The following is a 17095-nucleotide window of genomic DNA, read 5'->3' as shown; positions in this document are numbered from 1 at the left end:
TTATGTTATAATGAAAGGCAAGAAAACTTTGGAAGTAATCGGGGTGAGAAAAGGAATGAAAACCTTTAAACTGGTTGATCTGAATGTGGAACGAGTGGACAAGGAAGAAAAAACAATTGAACAGTTTCCCCTTATCGACGGACTAATTATAAATAAAGAAGACGGTGAAAATCACTGGCTGATCGAAGCGCTTGTAGCGAAAGAACACCTGTCTTTTTTTGAACAGCTTCAAAACAGCCAATCTGAAGCCAAAGTATTTGTAACAATCACGAAAAAAAGCAATCGCCCCGCCCAGCTGACAGCAGCAGTGAAAAATATCGTCAAGCTGGAAGAAAGCATACAGGTTTTAATCTACGGACAAATGGTCACAAGAAAACAGCAAGGCACTGAGACCATTCTTGAATCCCTTGTAAAAGAGGGCTATACAGGAACACAACTCATTGAGGCATTTAGGCAAAAAATATAAAAATGAGGGGATATGTCCCCTGAAGCCGGTACAGAAGCGAAGAGCGGCACAATAGACATTTTGAATCAATATGTTCTACATTAAAAAAGCTGCCGTTTTAGAACGGCAGCTTTTATTTTCGTGCTTGCATATTTAATTTGTATGGCCAAAAGAATCAACCAATTCCCCTTTAACAACGAGGCGCCCTTCGGTTTCGGCCGCCTTGTCGCATGTGATTAACGTAATCTCCTTTTCGTTTGTCTCCTCAATCACATCTGCATCCATTTCCGACATGATTTTTTTGGATGTCACAGAATAAATATAGTCTTTTTTAAAATCTGTGATCACAATTTGAGCACCTGTTTTTATGTTTTCAAGAGGTCCGAACAGAAGACTCTTTTGCTTCAAATGATGGCCAGCCAACGGATAATTTCCCTCGCCCATTTTCTGATCCGGGCGCATTGTTGCCGCCCCGATCAGAAGGTTTTCGTTGGTTGTGCCTTTTGCGATCGGAAGCTCTAGATTGACACTTTTAATCGTTATCCGCCCGATAACCGCTTTTTGATCGTGATTAAAGCCAGCCTTTATGGCATCCACCAACTCAGGCGGCTCGATTGAATCAAATTCAAATTCCGCTTCTTTCTCATTATTTCTTTTCAGCTGCTCCATAGTTAAGGCCGACTCACTCTGGCTTTTGCTAAGATAGGCTATGATTCCTCCTTTCAACAGAGGAGAACAGATAAGCAGCAGTCCTAAAAGAATGAACATCGTAATGATCATTTTCTTGTACATGCAAAAAAATTCCTTTCTTATGCTTCATTCTAAAATGAGCTGTGTCACTTTTAAAAAAGCACCTGATCAATTCTTCAATGATCAGGTGCTTTCATATTTATCCCTTTCTTTGCTTCTTTCTTGAGGCAACAGCTAAGCCTCCGCCTGCCATTAGCAGCAGGATACCGATCATGACCGTTAATGTGCTGTCCGCATCTCCGGTTTTTGGAAGGGATTTGTCTGTTTTCGAATCACCATCTGTACCATTAGTTTTCGAATGATGTCCATCTCCATTCACATTTCCATCCGGTGTAGGTTTATCCGGTTTGTCAGGCGTTGGTGTTTTCACTTTTTGATTAGAAACAACGAGCTCAACAGCTTTTGGCTGTCCTTTTTCTATTGTGAATTCAATTGGTGTTTCATCCAGTTTGTAACCTTCCGGTGCCTTTGTTTCAATCAATTGATAGCTTCCCGGCGCAAGGCCTTTTACTATGAACTGCCCCTTTTTATCCGTTTTCCAGAGTTCAGGCAGCTCTTTGCCATAGCCGTCAGTTTTTACAGGCTTGCCGCTTGCGTCCAATAACTTGAATTCAGCGCCCTCCAAAACTGTAGTTTTATCATCTTGATCCACTTTCGTCACATTCACGTCACCTGGTGTCAATATGTTTTCAGCGGTGATATCAACTGGTTTCGTGTCTGTATTTGTGATCTTGAACGATATAGGTGTTTGGTCTAAATGATAATCCTTAGGCGCTTTTGTTTCGACAAACTGATATTCGCCGGCTTTGAGGCCATGAACCGTGAGCTGTCCTTTGTCATCAGTTGTCAAGCCAGATTTCAGTACTTTGCCTTTGGCGTCTGTCAGATTGAACTCCGCGCCTTGAAGAACTTTATTTTTATCATGCTGATCCACTTTCGTGAGAACAACAAGGTTCTTGGTATTAACCGCTGTTACTTTCACTTGTTCAGGTTTGCCGCTGTATTCACCCTTAATGGTGAATGACACTGGGCTTTCGGATAAAAGATATCCATCTGGCGCCTGTTTTTCAACAAATTGATAGCTTCCCGGCGCTAACCCGTCAACTTCAATTTTGCCGCCTTCTTTTGAAACGAGATCGTCTCTCACTGTTTTTCCATTGCTGTCAGTGATTTTGAATACTGCGCCGGCTAAGCCTTTTCCATCTTGGTCTTGCTTCGTCAGCTGAACCGAGCCTTTATCGTTCACGACGATCCCTGCATCTGCAGATTCTGGTTTTCCTGCTGCTGATTCAGAAATGGTAAACTCTATTTTCTCCGTATTTAACACATAGCCAGATGGCGCTTTCGTTTCAACAAAGGCGTAGCGGCCCGGTGCAAGGTCCGAAGCCTTAACTTTTCCGTCTTTATCCGAAGTCAGCTTTTCTTGAACCGTATTTCCTTCCTGGTCGACAATGTTGAAAACTGCACCTTCCAGTTTCTGGCCTTCAGTATTTTCCTTCGTCAACTCAACAGAGCCTTTATAGTTGATAGCGGTCCCGGCATCCACTGGTTCCGGCTTTCCTGCTGCGGAATCAGAAATCGCAAACTCTATTTTCTCCGTGTTTAACACATAGCCGGATGGCGCTTTCGTTTCAACAAAAGCATAGTGTCCCGATGCAAGGCCTGAAGCTGCGACTCTCCCGTTTTCATCTGAGGTCAGCCCTTCTTGGACCGTATTTCCTTCCTTGTCAATAATCCTAAAGACGGCTCCTTCAAGCTTTTGGCCATCGGCATCTTCCTTCGTCAGCTGAACCGAGCCTTTATCGTTAACGGCAATTCCGGCATCTGCGGCTTCAGGCTTTCCTGCTGCAGATTCTGAGATGGTAAATTCTTTTTTCGTTGTATTCAGCACATAGCCGGATGGCGCTTTTGTTTCCACAAAGGCGTAACGGCCCGGCGCAAGGCCCGAAGCTTCAACTTTTCCGTCTTTATCCGAAGTCAGCTTTTCTTTAACGATATTTCCATCTTGATCGACAATGTTGAATACTGCGCCTTCAAGTTTCTGGCCTTCAGCATTTTCCTTCGTTAGAGAGACTTTCCCTTGGTAATTGGTCATTGCTCCTAAATTGACATCAGACACTTGATTCTTTTCATTCTTTGCGATTGAGAAGTGAATCGCTTTTGTATTCACGATAAAGCCTGCAGGAGCTTGTGTTTCTGTCAAGCGGTAGTAGCCCGCCGGCAAACCGTTCATTTCCACTTTTCCGTTTTTATCGGATTTTATATCTGTTCGTATGAGAGTATAGGTACCGTCATTTGATTTTTTCTCCAGCTTGAAAACAGCACCCGCCAAAGGATTGTTTTGTTCGTCTTGTTTGATAAGCGTCACCTTGTTCTGTTGATTTACGACTTTGTACAGTGCCCCTGTCTTGGAGGAATTGCTGTCTATCTTAACAGAGACTCCTTTTGCATAAGCATCGCTGATGGTATATCCGTCAGGCGCTTTTATCTCTTTTAATACGTAGGAACCGTAGCGAATATTTCCGAATGTAAGCTTCCCGCCGGCATCCGTCGTGCCAGTGCGGAGGAGCTGTTTGGAATCCTCAGACCATAACTGGAATTCTGCTCCTTCAAGAGCTTTATCGTCCTCTCCAGTCTTAAAAATCGTCAGGCTTCCTTTATCTCCGGATCCGGAACCGTCACCGCTTGAAATGGCAACAAAGATCGAGCTGCTGTTTTCCTGAGTCTGCTCCTTCACATTTGTTCCCGAAATGGACACTTTATTTTTAACGTGGCCATTCGTGCCGGCTATGTTAATCAGAGACCGGTATTTGATCACATAGGCGCGGTCAATTTGCTTATAGCTGCCTATGAATTTCAGGACAAACGATTGTTCACCTGTTGTATTGTCAGTTTTGATGTCTAACGTGTAGTCTTTGTCTTTTTGAAGCTCGACATCTCCCGCGGTCAGATTTCCGCTGCTGTCTTTGACCACTCCGTTTTCATCATATTTTGCTTGATATACTTTAAAAGAATCCGCATCTAGGATTTGATTTTCATCCGGCGTGTCAGTAACTTTTACGTCATCCAGCGTTGATTGGCTGGAGTTGACATTGATGTTCCAATCGATGTAGCTTCCATTTTGTTTGCCGCCTTTGAAAACCAGACTTCCTCCGTTCGTAACTGAAACAGAGCCTGTCAACGTGCGGTCTGCATAACCGTCATTATGGTAGGTCGCCTTGTTTGTATACTGATTCTGATCAATGACCTGTCCTTTGAGCGATGTCTTAAACTCAATCAAGTATGGCACAGAATCGCCCGTTTTAAGGTGTACCGTCAGAGTGCGTTCATTTTTTTCTGAAGGCTCTTCGACCTCATACTTGGAAGGGTCAAGCGCGTCTCCTTCTGTGATGGAGCCGTTTTTATTGATCGTATAGCTCTTTACCACAACGGAACCCGGCACAAATTGTTGAGGATCTGTTATGGCATCTTTTATATAAGGATTTTTTGTGGGTTCGCCATTATAATTGATGCCGACTTTCCACGTGATTTCCTTTGAAACTGCGTTGTATGATCCGTTTTTGAATCCATTGTTTGTCGTCTGATGATTCGGCGTAAAACCGCTTGATACCTTATTCGTGCGCTCATTGCCGTATTGATCAGTCCATTTCGACTGAGCTGTATTCTTGACGATTTCGTTAGAATAATCGGCATTGAATGTTGTCGTATACGTGATCTTAAATTGACTGTTTGTTTTCGCGTAATCCCCGATCAATGCCAAAGTAAAGCCTTTATGTTCGGGATTTTTTGTCAACGTGTAGTCTTTGTCTTTCTGCAACGTTTTGTTGTTCGTTGTGTCTTGAATTTTGAACGAGTCATCAATCAGAACCAATCCGCCGCTTTCGAATTGATCATCCAGCGTCCAATTGTTCATCTCATAGTTATTTTTATTAACTGTAATCGTCCAATCAACCGTCTTCTTCTCATAATCAACATTTGAATACCCTTTGATAAGGTTCTGTTGAATGGCTATTCCAGAAGCTTCTTTTGAATCCCCTGTTCCGGTCACCACGCTATTGGTGTATGTTGTCGATTTATCAATGATCACTCCGCTGTTGACCTTTGTTTGATATGTGATTTTGTAAGCGCTGGTAACAGATTTATTAAATTTGATTTCAAATCCGCTTCCATTATCGGTAAGCGTGTAGTCCTCGCCTTCTTTTAAAGGCGTTCCAGCTTGCTCACTGCCGTTCTGTCCAAAGGTAATAGGAATAACCTTCAAAGAGTCTTTCACGAGGTGCAAATCGCCAGTTCCAAAAGAATCCTTAATGCTGGCCTTGGATTGGTCGATCTGTTTCTCACCGTAGTTATATGCAATAGCCCAGCTGAATGTTTGAGATTCTCCATTATAGCCGGTAGATGATTTTGCGATCATTTTTCCATATTTGGCCGTAACAGTGGCTTCTGCAGAAATTGGTTCCAGATTGTCTCCACTGAATGCTGCCTTGTTCGTCAGCGTCACATTTCCGCCCTGGCTCGGCTTTGCGCTATTGTCAATGTCGGTTTCGTACACAAGGCGGTAGGCTGAATCAATTGTCCCGTTAAATGTGACATTTCCTTTTGAATCAACGCTATAGCCGGAAGAAACTTCATTTCCTCTGCTTACAGAACCATCAATGTTCACATTGAGTTCATACACTTTAACTGAACGGTAGATTAAGCCATCCGGGAGGCTTTCTGTGAGTTTAGCATTCTTGACTTGATCTAATTTTTTATTGACATCGACCGTCCATGTTACTTTGCCGGGGTTGATGCCTTTATCCAGAGCACCTGATTTATCAATGGTTTTACTCACATTCGGTTTAAAATAAACCGTTGTCTCAGGAGTATCGGAATTCACAGGGAATGGAATCTTTTGTGTTGTCGAACCCGTTATTTTTTTCTCGTTGAACTGCGTATTGATAACCAATGTGCCTTTGACATTAGAAGTTTCTTTTACCTCGCCGTTAAATGTCATCACCACATGTCCGTTCGTATCAATAGAAAATGTCCCGTATGTGGTGTCTCCGGCTCTTAATGGCAGGTTCACAATGTCATTATGCATAATAAATTCTTTAGGCAAATCAAATTCATACGTATCGCCGGCATTGATTGTTTTTCCTAAATCGTCAGGAATGGCCCAATCAATTGAAATTTTCACCGGAGCATTTGTACTGGCACGATTGCTCTTGTCATATGGCTCCCCGTTTTCATCCGTCAGTGTCACGCCGGTTAAAATATGTTGGGTGATTTGTTTTTCTTCAGTTTGCAAGCTTTTGAAAGCTGATTGACTAGAGGATGACACTTTTTTGGAATCATCACTCTTAGAGGAGTCGCTGCTCTTAGAGTCGGCTGATGGCTGTTGTTCTTCCTCTTTTTGCTCCTTGCTGACTGAAGGTGTAGATTTGTCATCTGTCCCTTCCTGATCACCCGCAGTTTCAGAAGAGTCGTTTTTTGGCTCTTCCGCCTCGGCATCTTGTGTCTCATCTTTCTTAACAGGGATGATCACCTGCTGGGTTTTGCCTCCCCCCAGTTGAAAAAGGGCTGCTACTGTATGCTCATCGTCTTTTACATCTGCAGTAAACGTGGCTGACAGTGTAATGGCTCCCTTGGCATCAGGAGAGTCCGCGGATGCAGTTGTTAATTTTACCGTCATGGTGCTGCCGCCCGCCGGCACTTGATAGCTGCCGATGACTTGGTCAGCAGATTTGATCTCACCTTCTGCACCTTTATCAAATGTAAAGCTTTTAGGTATCTCCACATTGATATCTTGTTCGCTTTCTGCGTCTTTATCTTTTTTTAATGACCATTCATATGTCAGTGTCACTTCATCCCCCGGCGTTAATGCCGGTTCATTTCCTTTTGACCCGTCAACAATCTTGTCATTGCCCTCCTTGACCGTCACCGAATCGAAGAATTGGCTGTCACTTGACGTTACGTCAACAGCCTGTGCTGTAAGAGTATAGCTTGCGATCTGGCTGAAGAAGAAAAAGATGGCCAGGCTTATGATCATAACGATTCGCCCGCTTTTTTTCAGCCCTAAGGGAAAACTCCTTGTTCTCAACTTTTCATTCCTCCCTTTCATATCTATTTTTTCACTTGCCGATTGATCCGCGAGACCATAAAGTCATGTCTCATCCCCCAAAAATAACTACTAATGCCGAATGAGTTTAAAAACTAAGAATTGCCATCCGAACCAAACTACATTGTATGAAATGGAACTATACAAATTCTGTACAACTAAAAATGGAATGAGTTGGAGATTAGAAGTTTCAAGCGGAGACATATGGAGAGGGCCTTCCCTTTAAATGACTTGTACAAAAAAACCAGTGTGCATCGATAGGCAATCGACACACACTGGTTTGGATAAGTTTTTTTGCTTCTTCAATTAATCTGATCTTTCATTTGTTTATAACGCTGATATTCTTTTATTGCCTCTTCTACCTTCCCGTTTTTGTTAAATAGCTGCAGCTTGTATTGCATAATTTTATGATCGCAAGGCTCAATTTTCTCGGCCTGCAGGCAAATATCCATTGCTTGATGATCGTTCATTTCCCGAATGAGGAAATCGATCAGTTCATAAGCCTTTCCAAGCCAAAGCTGGGCGAGACGCGTTTTTTCCGGTTCTGCCCACAAATAGCCGTACTCTAACAGGTAATGACTTTGATAGGCCATGAAAATATCCATGTGCAGATGTAATGTAGCTGTATTGAGCGGAGGAGCCTCTTTTAGTGACTTTTCCCATTCGGCAACATCGATTTTTGCGCCTGAAAGCCGAAGAATATATCCTGTATCGGTCTTCTCGATTGTTTGGCTGAACGGGATCTGGCTGAGTAATTTCCGTATCTGATAAATGGTTGAGTAGAGCTGGGTGCTTGCTTTCGACACATCGTAATTAGGCCAAAAAAGATCGATTAGCATGTCTTTACTGACCACGTGGCCTAGGTTATGAAGTAAAAATGAGTATATTTCGCGTGCTTTCGACGTTCTCCACTTGACTGGAATGTTTGTTTTGACACCCTTTAAGGTTTGATAAAACTGCAGGTTTCCAAAACATTGGATAGAAAAATGCGCCTCGGTATTTTCTGCAGATGCTCTGAGCATGTTATTCGTTCTAATTCGTTCAACAGTTGTCTCGAGCCGCTTGTAATTTACAGGCTTCAGCAAATAATCAATGGCATTCAGCTCAAACGCTTTGATAGCGAACTCATTATAGGCCGTGATGAAAACGACTTGGATGTTTTCATTCATCGATTGAATTGCTTCAGCAAGCTCAATGCCGTTAATCCCCGGCATTTCAATATCAAGAAACACTGCATCTACCGCAGGAATCTCTGGGTGCTCCAGAACTTCAATCGGATCTTGATACGCCATAATAGATTGAAATGCGTTTGTCCGTTCAAGCATATTTTTAAAGTGAAGCAATGCCAGGTGCTCATCATCAACAATTAACGCTTTCACAAAACATCACACCCTATAAATAAAATCGAGATAACAGTAAATAACTTCTATTATATCATGCCAAATTGTCCCTTTATCTGGATTCTTTTTCTTTCTATCTATAGTTTTTGAAAGTTTGCACTTACAATATTTATAAAAATAGGAATTTAGAAAAATCCTATTATAAAGGAGCATTGATATGAAAGAAAAATTCATTTTCACTTCGATTATTTTCGGTTATGCCGCATTCTTTATGGTTTTTATAGCCATTGACCATTTTTCTGGTTCAACACTTCCTGCTGCAAAGCATGGGATCATGGACTTGGAAAACTGGGATTTTCAGAAGGATGGAAATGTACAGCTGAATGGAAAGTGGACATTATATCCCAATCAGCTGCTGTCGCCAAAAGAGATCGCTTCAGCAAAAGGAAAAGATCCCCTCTTCGTTGATGTCCCCAGTAATGTGAAGCTGGCCAAGCAGGGTATTAACGTAGATTACGGAACGTACAAGCTGACGATCAGATCAAAGCAAGACAATCAGGTTTTCGGGATCAGCACGTCGTTTATTTACAGTGCAAATCGCATCTATTTTAATGGCCAATTGATAGGACAAAGCGGCAGCCCTTCAAATAAACCTGATTTTACAGCGCAAAACAGACCGTATACGAGCTTTTTTACGCTTCACAAGGGTGACAATGAACTTGTGGTACAATTTTCAAACTTCGGAAAAACGCCGGGGTGGGGAATCGCAAAGCCGATTACTTTTGGAACGCAGGATAACATATTGCGAGAGAACAAAATTTCCTTTCTTAATGATTCAATCATGATTACGGCTTTTTTCATTACCGGATTATATTTTCTGGGCTTTTTCCTGCAAAGAAAAAAAGATAAACATTTGTTGTTTTTTTCTGTTATGTGTCTTCTGTTTTCGTTCATTATTCTGATGATCGGAAAAGAGCGGATTATATTTCTCCTCAATCCGTCAATTTCATTTTCATTGCTAAATTCAATGAGGGCAATCTCTACAGTGTTTGTCAGCATTGCGGTTTTTCTCTATCTCTATTTTGCTTACCGGAAGATTGTTTCAAAGCGTTTTATTCTCATAGCCACTGTTTCTTCCGGGCTGGTCTTGATCACAGATTTTTTAACCGTGGGTTTTATCGGCCATGCCTCATACATATTACATTCTGTGCTAGCCGTTTCGACCCTGGTTTATATTACATATATTTTTACGATTGCAGCGATCCGCAAAATGGAAGGAAGCCTGTATCTTACAATCGCTTCTATATCAATGAGTGCTTTTGTCATTTTAACGACCATCTCCGCTTACAGCGGAAAAACAGCTTTTTCCTTTAATTCGATCTATTCATTGCCAACAGTCATCGCCTTGCTGGCGATCGTTCTTTTGATGGCACAGCAATTTGCCGGCGCTTTCCGCGAAAATGAAGTGCTGTCATGGAAATTGCTCAGAATTGACCGGCTAAAGGATGAGTTTATTGCCAAAACATCGCATGAATTCAAAACGCCGCTGAACAGCATTATCAATATATGCCAGACGCTGCTGGCCGGCAAAGGAAAAAGAACGATAGAAGAAGAGAAAGAAAATATGCAGCTTGTCATCCGCATGGGCTACAGGCTGTCCAATCTGGTGAATGACATCTTGGATTTAGAAAAAATAAAACAAGGCATGCTTCAGATTCACCCGGTTCCTGTTGATATTTACACTTTAATCAGTTCGGAAATGAATTTTTATCATCTATTGTCCAGGCATAAAAACTTGAACATTATGAACCATATTCCACCCGGCCTTCCTTTGGTACTCGCAGATGAAAACCGCTTTCGGCAAATTGTAACCAATCTAGTAGACAATGCAATCAAGTATACAGCGGAGGGCCGAATCACACTTTCCGCTTCAAAACTGAACAATAACATGATCAAGGTGACAGTAACAGATACCGGAAGCGGCATCTCAGAAACCGATCGCCAAACCATCTTTGAGTCTTTTCAGCAAGCTGAAACGAATAAAGACGACGGAGCCGGTCTTGGTCTAAGCATTGTCAAACAGCTGGTGGAGCTCCAGAACGGAGACATTTGGGTCGAATCGGAAGAGGGAAAAGGTTCGGCATTCCACTTCACATTGCCAATTGCTCAAAATGAATCTGTGCCTGAAACAAAGAAGGGTCTTTCTGATTTACAATCCGAGATAAATATGTCAGATATCTCTTTGAAAACGCCTTATTACTCTGAGAAAACTGACGCTCCAACCATTCTGATTGTCGATGATAACCTTGACAGTTTAAAAATTTTAAGCGATATGCTTGAAGGTGTACCCTACAATGTAATTGCTGCAAAAAACGGAAAGGAAGCATTAGAAGTCATCTCTTGCACGAAGCTTGATTTGGTTATTTTGGACTTGATGATGCCGGATATGTCGGGTTTTGAAGTCTGTACGAAAATTCGTGAACGATTCAGCTTGGTTGATCTTCCCGTTCTGATCATTACAGCAGCCATTATCGGCCATGACAAATACAAGGCTTTTCATGCCGGAGCGAATGACATTTTGCAAAAACCTTATCATTACTCTGAATTTATGGCGCGTATCAAAAACCTGATTATGATGAAACATACAGCAAATCAAGCCACAAGAATGGAAATGGCATTTCTCCAATCGCAAATCAAACCTCATTTTCTTTACAATGTATTAAACACGATCATTTCTCTCAGCCATTTGGATATTGAAAAAGCGCGGGAGGTAACAGAGGAATTTACCAACTATTTAAGAATGAGTTTTGATTTCCAAAATACATCTGCCATCAGTTCATTCAAACATGAGCTTTCTATTATCAGTTCCTATCTTTCCATAGAAAAGACACGCTTCGGCGATCGGCTGGACATCATTTTTGATATAGAAGAAGACATTGACTTTATCCTTCCTCCTTTAATGATTCAGCCCTTGGTGGAAAATGCCGTTCTTCACGGCGTCAGCAAGAAAAGAGGCGGAGGATGGGTCAAGCTGACAGCTAAAAAACAAAGCGAGAATGAGTATTACATCAAAGTAGAAGATAACGGTGCCGGCATAGCTCCGGAAAAACGAGAAGATCTCTTATCTGCGGATTTCGATCGCAGCGTCGGATTGAAAAATATCAACCAGCGGCTGAAACATTTTTGCGGAAGTGAATTGAAGATAAGCAGCACTCCGGATGCCGGCACCTCTGTTTCAATGCTCATTCATCTCGCTGTAACAACAGAAAGCCCCGCAGCATTAAGTGAAAGGAATTGAAAATAAAAAAAGACTGCCGTTTCAAAACGGCAGTCTTTTTATTCCGGCGACTTTGTTTGCTGCTTTAGCAGATCTCTGATTTCCTTCAGCAGCTCCTCTTGCGCATCCGGCGTTTCCTCCGCCGCCTCTTCTTCTGCTTCTTTTTTGCGCCTTAACCCATTCAAAATCCGAATCACAATAAATATGGAAAACGATATGATTAAGAAGTTCACAATTGTCTGTATAAAGCTGCCGTACTTCACCACAGCATCGCCAAACGTAAACGATAAACCTGAAAAATCAAGCCCTCCTAGCAGCAAGCCGACTAAAGGCATGATGATATCATTGACTAGAGATGTGACGATCTTCCCGAACGCGCCGCCTATTACAACACCAATCGCGAGGTCAACGATGTTCCCGCGCATGGCAAAAGCCTTAAATTCATTCCACATACAATCACCTGCTTTTCTCATGTTTTGAAAGAAAAAAAGACAAATGTGCCGCTGCCCATCTGCCTTTTTTCATTTATTCTCCGAGGGCAAAAGTCAGTTCGACTTCGCAAACGACTTCGCCATCAACTGTGGCAACGCCTTTTCCGCGTCCGATTGTGCCGCGCGCACGAATGATTTCAACCTCAAGGTGAAGCTGATCACCAGGCTTGACTTGTTTTTTAAACCGGCAATTATCAATACCTGCAAAGAACGCCAGTCTGCCGCGATTTTCTTCTTTAATCAGCATCGCAACGGCTCCGACTTGAGCAAGCGCTTCTACGATTAATACGCCGGGCATTACCGGATACTGAGGAAAATGCCCGTTAAAGAACTCTTCATTTGCGGTTACATTTTTATAGCCTTTTGCCCGTTTGCCCTCTTCAACTTCCGTAATCCGGTCTACAAGCAAAAACGGATAACGGTGAGGAATAATTTCTTTAATTTGCTGAGTATCAAGCATTCTCTTGACATCTCCTTCATCTGCATTAGTATGTATAGCAATCATTAAAGATCCAATCTGTACATTTGAAAAGTATATTATGAATTAATCTCTTTTTCAACCGCGCTAAAATGTAACCAACTGTCAATGAGAGCCGTCAAAAGTTATGATATGATAATTATAGATTTTACCAATAGCAAAGAGGTAGGAAAATGATTTCGAAGTTTATTGAAAAAAGGATGCAAAACATGTTAGACGAGTGGTATTCCGCAATGAGCAAACGCAAAATGAATCACGTTTGCACACTGAAAGAGAAAATCGACCAGCACCTTCCGAAGATCAAAAAGAACTCAAAACTTTGGATGCGTTATCAATTGTTTCAGGCCCGCCATCAGCTGCTTTTTGAAAACCAGAACGGACTTGATTCATTATTCGATGATCTATACGGCCTGGAAGACAAAATGGATGATGAATTGAAATATTATCTGTATTTTTTCTCAGGATTATATGAAATGGTAAAAACAGCTCCGAAACATGCAGTGAATCATTTTAAAAAAGCTGAACAGTACCTGGCCGCCATTCAAAACACGTTTGAAGCCGCTGATTTATATTATCAAACCGCTGGCGCCTATTACTTGATGAAATCACCGCCGCTTTCCATCCAATACGTCAAAAAAGCATTACACATCTATTTACACCAATTCGGCTATATAAAAAAGGTGATCACCTGCAAGCTTTTGCTCGCCGTTAATTATATTGATCAAGAACGCTATGAAAAAGCTGAACAGCTTTTTAAAGAAATCATTAGGAAAACCCAGCAATTACATGACGAAAACCTGCTTTGCCACGCTTATTATAACCTTGGCTTTTTAAAAGCAACCGAAAAAAAAGACCAGGAAGCGCTTCTTTACTTTAAAAAAGTATTAAGGAATCAAGAATTTGAAACGAATTCTCCCGTCTCGTATCTGCACTGTGTGTACGAATCTGTCAGAGCGCTTTTTAAAACAGGAAAGGTCACAGAAGCGAAAGCCGTCCTGCAAAAAGGGAAAGAATTATCAGAAAAGGTAGACATTCAAACCATTTATCTAAAATTAAAAACGCTCGAAGCGCTCTACACATCAGTTGAAGACCCTTATGATCAGCTGCTCGAATATGTGCTTGAATTAGAAAAAATTGAAGCGTGGGTGGATTTAGAGGTGCTTTTAGAAGATATCACGGAATACTACAAAAAAAAGGACGATTTCGAAAAAGCCGCTTTTTTTATCCTGCGCGGCTGATTGAAAACGCCCATTTCTTATTATCTGACTGAATTGATTAAACCGAGCATTTGATCTCCCATTGTAATCGTTCTGCTGTTCAGCTGATATGAACGCTGGGACGTGATCAAATCTGTCATTTGTTCTGAAATATCGACATTGGACATCTCAAGCGAGCCCTGCTCTATGCCGATGTTTTGTCTATTAGCGCCATTCAGCTCTTCAAAAGCTGCCGCATTATCAATAGAGAACAGGTTATTTCCTTCCGATTTCAGCTCTTGAGGGTTATTCACTTGGACAACTCCGAGATTAAACCGCTGGACCGCGTTTCCGTCAGATGCGGTTAACGTGCCGTTTTTATTGATGGTGATATTCTTCATTGAGCTGTCGATGTTCACTGTATTGCCGTTTTCATCAAGCACCGGATTCCCATTTCCAGTAACGAGCTGAAGCTGGTTGGCATTTGCAGCTGAAGGCGTTACATACAGCGCTCCGTCCCTCGTGTACTGGCGGTTTCCATTCACGTTAACCTGAAGATATTGGTATGGAGACGTAAACGCGATATCCAGATCGCGATCCGTCTTCTGAATGCTTCCTTGATCAGATACAAGGCGTGAATTCATCATCGCTCCGACGCCAAGGCGCAAGCCGGGCGGCGTTTTTCGGGCTTTTGCCACTTCCTCATTTTTTTCATCAACCTGATCGAATTGCTGTCTGACTAGCTCAGAAAAATTCGTATCTTTTGCCTTATAGCCGGTTGTGTTGCTGTTTGAAAGGTTGCTGCTGATTGTGTCAATCTGCTGCTGCAGCTGGTTTAAGGTTGTTGATGCCGTTAGCATTGACCTGAGCATAGTTGATGTCCCCCGTTTTTTCTTCCGTTATCTTAGATTTTTCCGATTTCATTGGCTGCTTTATCCATACTTTTATCGTAAGCCTGAATAACCTTCTGATTGGCCTCAAACGATCTGTACGCTTCAGTCATTTCTGTATAAGCACTTGTCACATCCACGTTTGAAAGCTCCGAGACGCCTTGTTTTAATGAATAGGATACCTGGTTATTGCCGGCTGCGCTTGGCAGATCATTGCCGGCTGCCGTGCTGTACAGATCATTTCCGTCCCTTTTCAGATTGCGGACATCCTCCGCCATTCTGACATCAATCTGGCCAGCTGTCCGTCCGTTCGTTGTCACAGTACCGTTTTCAGACACAGTGAAGTTCTCATTATCAACAGTAATCGGCTGGCTATCCGTCGATAAAATAGGACGCCCGTTGATCGTCAGCTGATTATTCTCATTTAGTGAAAAAGTGCTGCTTTTTGAATAACGGATTCCGTCCGCTGTCTGAACCGGGTAAAAAAGAGCCGCGTTTTCATTGGTTTCCGTATTAACCGGAACTTGATTTTCGACCAATGTGATGTCTGTAGGCTGATCTGTGGACTTCAAGCTCCCCTGTGTGAAAAGGGGCTTAAGCTCCTGCATATACACACCGGTATTCACGGAACCGATTTCCGTCCTTGATGTTCCGGCCGGAGATTTTGATTCTATTCTGCTGAGCAGCATCTCAGGGAACGCGCGCATAGAGCCTTGATCAGCTTTATATCCGGATGTATTTGCATTTGCAATATTATTTGAAAGCATTTCCGTTCTTCGCTGCTGGGCAATCATTGCGGATGTTGCTGTATATAATCCTTTTAACAAGTTTCCCACCTCTAAAATGGCATTTTTTCCAGTTGTCACATAGGAACATTCGTTCTATAATAGAATTCAGTATTTTACCCTATTATCGGCATTTCTCATCAATTCGTGAAGAGTTTTCATAAAAAAACCCCATTCTTTTTCAGAATGAGGTTTAAGTGATCAGCTTAGTTTGCGTTTAGGAAGCTTGTCCATATTATCAAGCATGACACCTGTGCCGACTGCTACACAATCCATTGGATTTTCAGCAACAAGCACTGGAACCTTCAGCTCTTCAGCAAGCAGCTGGTCGAGGCCATTTAAGAGCGCTCCGCCGCCGGTAATGATAACACCGCGGTCAATGATATCAGCAGAAAGCTCAGGCGGTGTTCTTTCAAGCACTTGTTTCGCCGCCTGCACAATAACAGCTACAGATTCGCGAAGGGCTTCTTCTACTTCTTTGCTGTTTACTGTAATTGTTCTAGGAAGACCGGAAACCATGTCCCGTCCGCGAATGGAAATTTCCTCTTGACGTGCGTCTGGGAAAACTGTTGCGACTTTAATCTTAATATCTTCCGCAGTACGTTCGCCGATCAGCAGCTTGTACTCGCGTTTGATGTAATTTAAGATTTCCATGTCAAACTTGTCCCCAGCCATTTTAATAGAAGAGGAGGTGACAATATCGCCCATTGAAATAACCGCGATATCCGTCGTCCCGCCTCCGATGTCTACAACCATGTTACCGCTTGGCTGGAATATTTCCATACCCGCGCCGATAGCGGCAACTTTAGGTTCTTCTTCAAGGTACACATGTTTACCGCCGCTTTTTTCTGCGGCTTCTTTGATTGCTTTTTGCTCAACGGATGTAATATTCGTCGGGCAGCAAATGAGCATGCGCGGTTTTGAGAACAAGCCTTTTACATTCAACTTGTTAATAAAATGCTTCAGCATTGCTTCTGTTACTTCAAAGTCAGCAATAACTCCGTCTTTCAGCGGGCGAATCGCAACAATATTCCCAGGTGTACGTCCAACCATTCGTCTTGCCTCTTCGCCAACCGCCAGCACTTTGCCGCTGTTTTTATCAAGTGCAACTACGGAAGGTTCATTTAGAACAATTCCTTTACCTTTAACATGGATCAGTACATTTGCAGTACCGAGGTCAATACCAATATCCCTTGCAAACATCTATTTATATCCTCCTTGAAAATCTGTTTCACAGTAAATATCCACATTGTGCCCTAATTATATATATTATCATAAAATATAGAAAAAAAGTTGGAAGCGCATTAAGTTCTTTACAAATTTTTGCGGATGTTTTATGAACG

Annotated in this window: 11 protein-coding genes and 1 pseudogene; 4 read left to right on the top strand and 8 right to left on the bottom strand. The window is 42.2% G+C overall.

All coding sequences use genetic code 11. The features are described 5' to 3' along the window. Positions 1-55: 55 nt before the first annotated feature. The gene (locus AC0DBE_RS18650; protein WP_242733744.1) at positions 56-466 is read left to right on the top strand and encodes a YwpF-like family protein; all 411 of its coding nucleotides are present in this window, start codon (positions 56-58) and stop codon (positions 464-466) included. A 132-nt stretch (positions 467-598) separates the two neighbouring features. Here the strand turns inward: AC0DBE_RS18650 and AC0DBE_RS18645 are convergent, their stop codons facing one another. The 3 genes from AC0DBE_RS18645 to AC0DBE_RS18635 form a co-directional block, all read right to left on the bottom strand. Continuing rightward, a complete protein-coding gene (locus AC0DBE_RS18645; RefSeq protein ID WP_242733741.1) occupies positions 599-1237 on the bottom strand; it encodes a class A sortase in 639 nt (212 codons plus the stop codon). Between the two features lie 97 nt (positions 1238-1334). Beyond that, positions 1335-7277 (bottom strand): SpaA isopeptide-forming pilin-related protein, encoded by a 5943-nt coding sequence (locus tag AC0DBE_RS18640; protein WP_472963278.1) that lies wholly within the window; start codon positions 7275-7277, stop codon positions 1335-1337. Positions 7278-7597: 320 nt separating this feature from the next. Beyond that, entirely contained in the window at positions 7598-8674 is a 1077-nt protein-coding gene (locus AC0DBE_RS18635; protein WP_472963275.1) for a response regulator, read from the bottom strand. 178 nt (positions 8675-8852) lie between these two features. On the opposite strand from AC0DBE_RS18635, the pseudogene AC0DBE_RS18630 reads away from it, so the two are divergent. Together AC0DBE_RS18630 and AC0DBE_RS18625 are read left to right on the top strand one after the other, a co-directional pair. Then, positions 8853-10742, top strand: a pseudogene (locus AC0DBE_RS18630) (sensor histidine kinase); the annotation flags it as partial. A 120-nt stretch (positions 10743-10862) separates the two neighbouring features. Further along, the gene (locus AC0DBE_RS18625) at positions 10863-11933 is read left to right on the top strand and encodes a response regulator (protein WP_309294814.1); all 1071 of its coding nucleotides are present in this window, start codon (positions 10863-10865) and stop codon (positions 11931-11933) included. Positions 11934-11971: 38 nt separating this feature from the next. On the opposite strand, the gene mscL is transcribed toward AC0DBE_RS18625, so the two are convergent. Further along, positions 11972-12364 carry a large conductance mechanosensitive channel protein MscL gene (mscL, locus tag AC0DBE_RS18620; RefSeq protein ID WP_242733737.1) on the bottom strand — a complete coding sequence of 131 codons (393 nt, stop codon included), beginning with the start codon at positions 12362-12364 and terminating at the stop codon, positions 11972-11974. Between the two features lie 73 nt (positions 12365-12437). Then, on the bottom strand, positions 12438-12863 hold the full coding sequence (gene fabZ, locus AC0DBE_RS18615) for a 3-hydroxyacyl-ACP dehydratase FabZ (protein WP_003221796.1): 426 nt from the start codon (positions 12861-12863) through the stop codon (positions 12438-12440). A 191-nt stretch (positions 12864-13054) separates the two neighbouring features. Between fabZ and rapD the strand changes: the two genes are divergently transcribed. Continuing rightward, the gene (gene rapD / locus AC0DBE_RS18610) at positions 13055-14119 is read left to right on the top strand and encodes an aspartate phosphatase RapD (RefSeq protein ID WP_072181870.1); all 1065 of its coding nucleotides are present in this window, start codon (positions 13055-13057) and stop codon (positions 14117-14119) included. Positions 14120-14139: 20 nt separating this feature from the next. Here the strand turns inward: rapD and flhP are convergent, their stop codons facing one another. The 3 genes from flhP to mbl form a co-directional block, all read right to left on the bottom strand. After that, positions 14140-14949: a flagellar hook-basal body complex protein FlhP gene (gene flhP, locus AC0DBE_RS18605; protein WP_087987286.1), complete on the bottom strand. Its 810-nt coding sequence runs from the start codon at positions 14947-14949 to the stop codon at positions 14140-14142. A 32-nt stretch (positions 14950-14981) separates the two neighbouring features. Then, on the bottom strand, positions 14982-15794 hold the full coding sequence (flhO, locus tag AC0DBE_RS18600; RefSeq protein WP_472963270.1) for a flagellar hook-basal body complex protein FlhO: 813 nt from the start codon (positions 15792-15794) through the stop codon (positions 14982-14984). A gap of 159 nt (positions 15795-15953) precedes the next feature. Then, positions 15954-16955, bottom strand: coding sequence for a cell shape-determining protein Mbl (gene mbl, locus AC0DBE_RS18595; RefSeq protein WP_014115458.1), 1002 nt, complete (start codon positions 16953-16955; stop codon positions 15954-15956). Positions 16956-17095: the final 140 nt, after the last annotated feature.

It is taken from the genome of Bacillus sp. VA15 (assembly GCF_055721145.1).
Note: the sequence above shows the minus strand (reverse complement) of the source record. Positions and strands in the feature narration are given on the sequence as shown.

Bases quoted from the DNA above. Each gene is read 5' to 3' on its own strand.
- AC0DBE_RS18650 (WP_242733744.1), top strand. From the start codon at position 56: ATGAAAACCTTTAAACTGGTTGATCTGAATGTGGAACGAGTGGACAAG.
- AC0DBE_RS18645 (WP_242733741.1), bottom strand. From the start codon at position 1,237: ATGTACAAGAAAATGATCATTACGATGTTCATTCTTTTAGGACTGCTG.
- AC0DBE_RS18625 (WP_309294814.1), top strand. From the start codon at position 10,863: ATGTCAGATATCTCTTTGAAAACGCCTTATTACTCTGAGAAAACTGAC.
- mscL (WP_242733737.1), bottom strand. From the start codon at position 12,364: ATGTGGAATGAATTTAAGGCTTTTGCCATGCGCGGGAACATCGTTGAC.
- fabZ (WP_003221796.1), bottom strand. From the start codon at position 12,863: ATGCTTGATACTCAGCAAATTAAAGAAATTATTCCTCACCGTTATCCG.
- rapD (WP_072181870.1), top strand. From the start codon at position 13,055: ATGATTTCGAAGTTTATTGAAAAAAGGATGCAAAACATGTTAGACGAG.
- flhP (WP_087987286.1), bottom strand. From the start codon at position 14,949: ATGCTCAGGTCAATGCTAACGGCATCAACAACCTTAAACCAGCTGCAG.
- mbl (WP_014115458.1), bottom strand. From the start codon at position 16,955: ATGTTTGCAAGGGATATTGGTATTGACCTCGGTACTGCAAATGTACTG.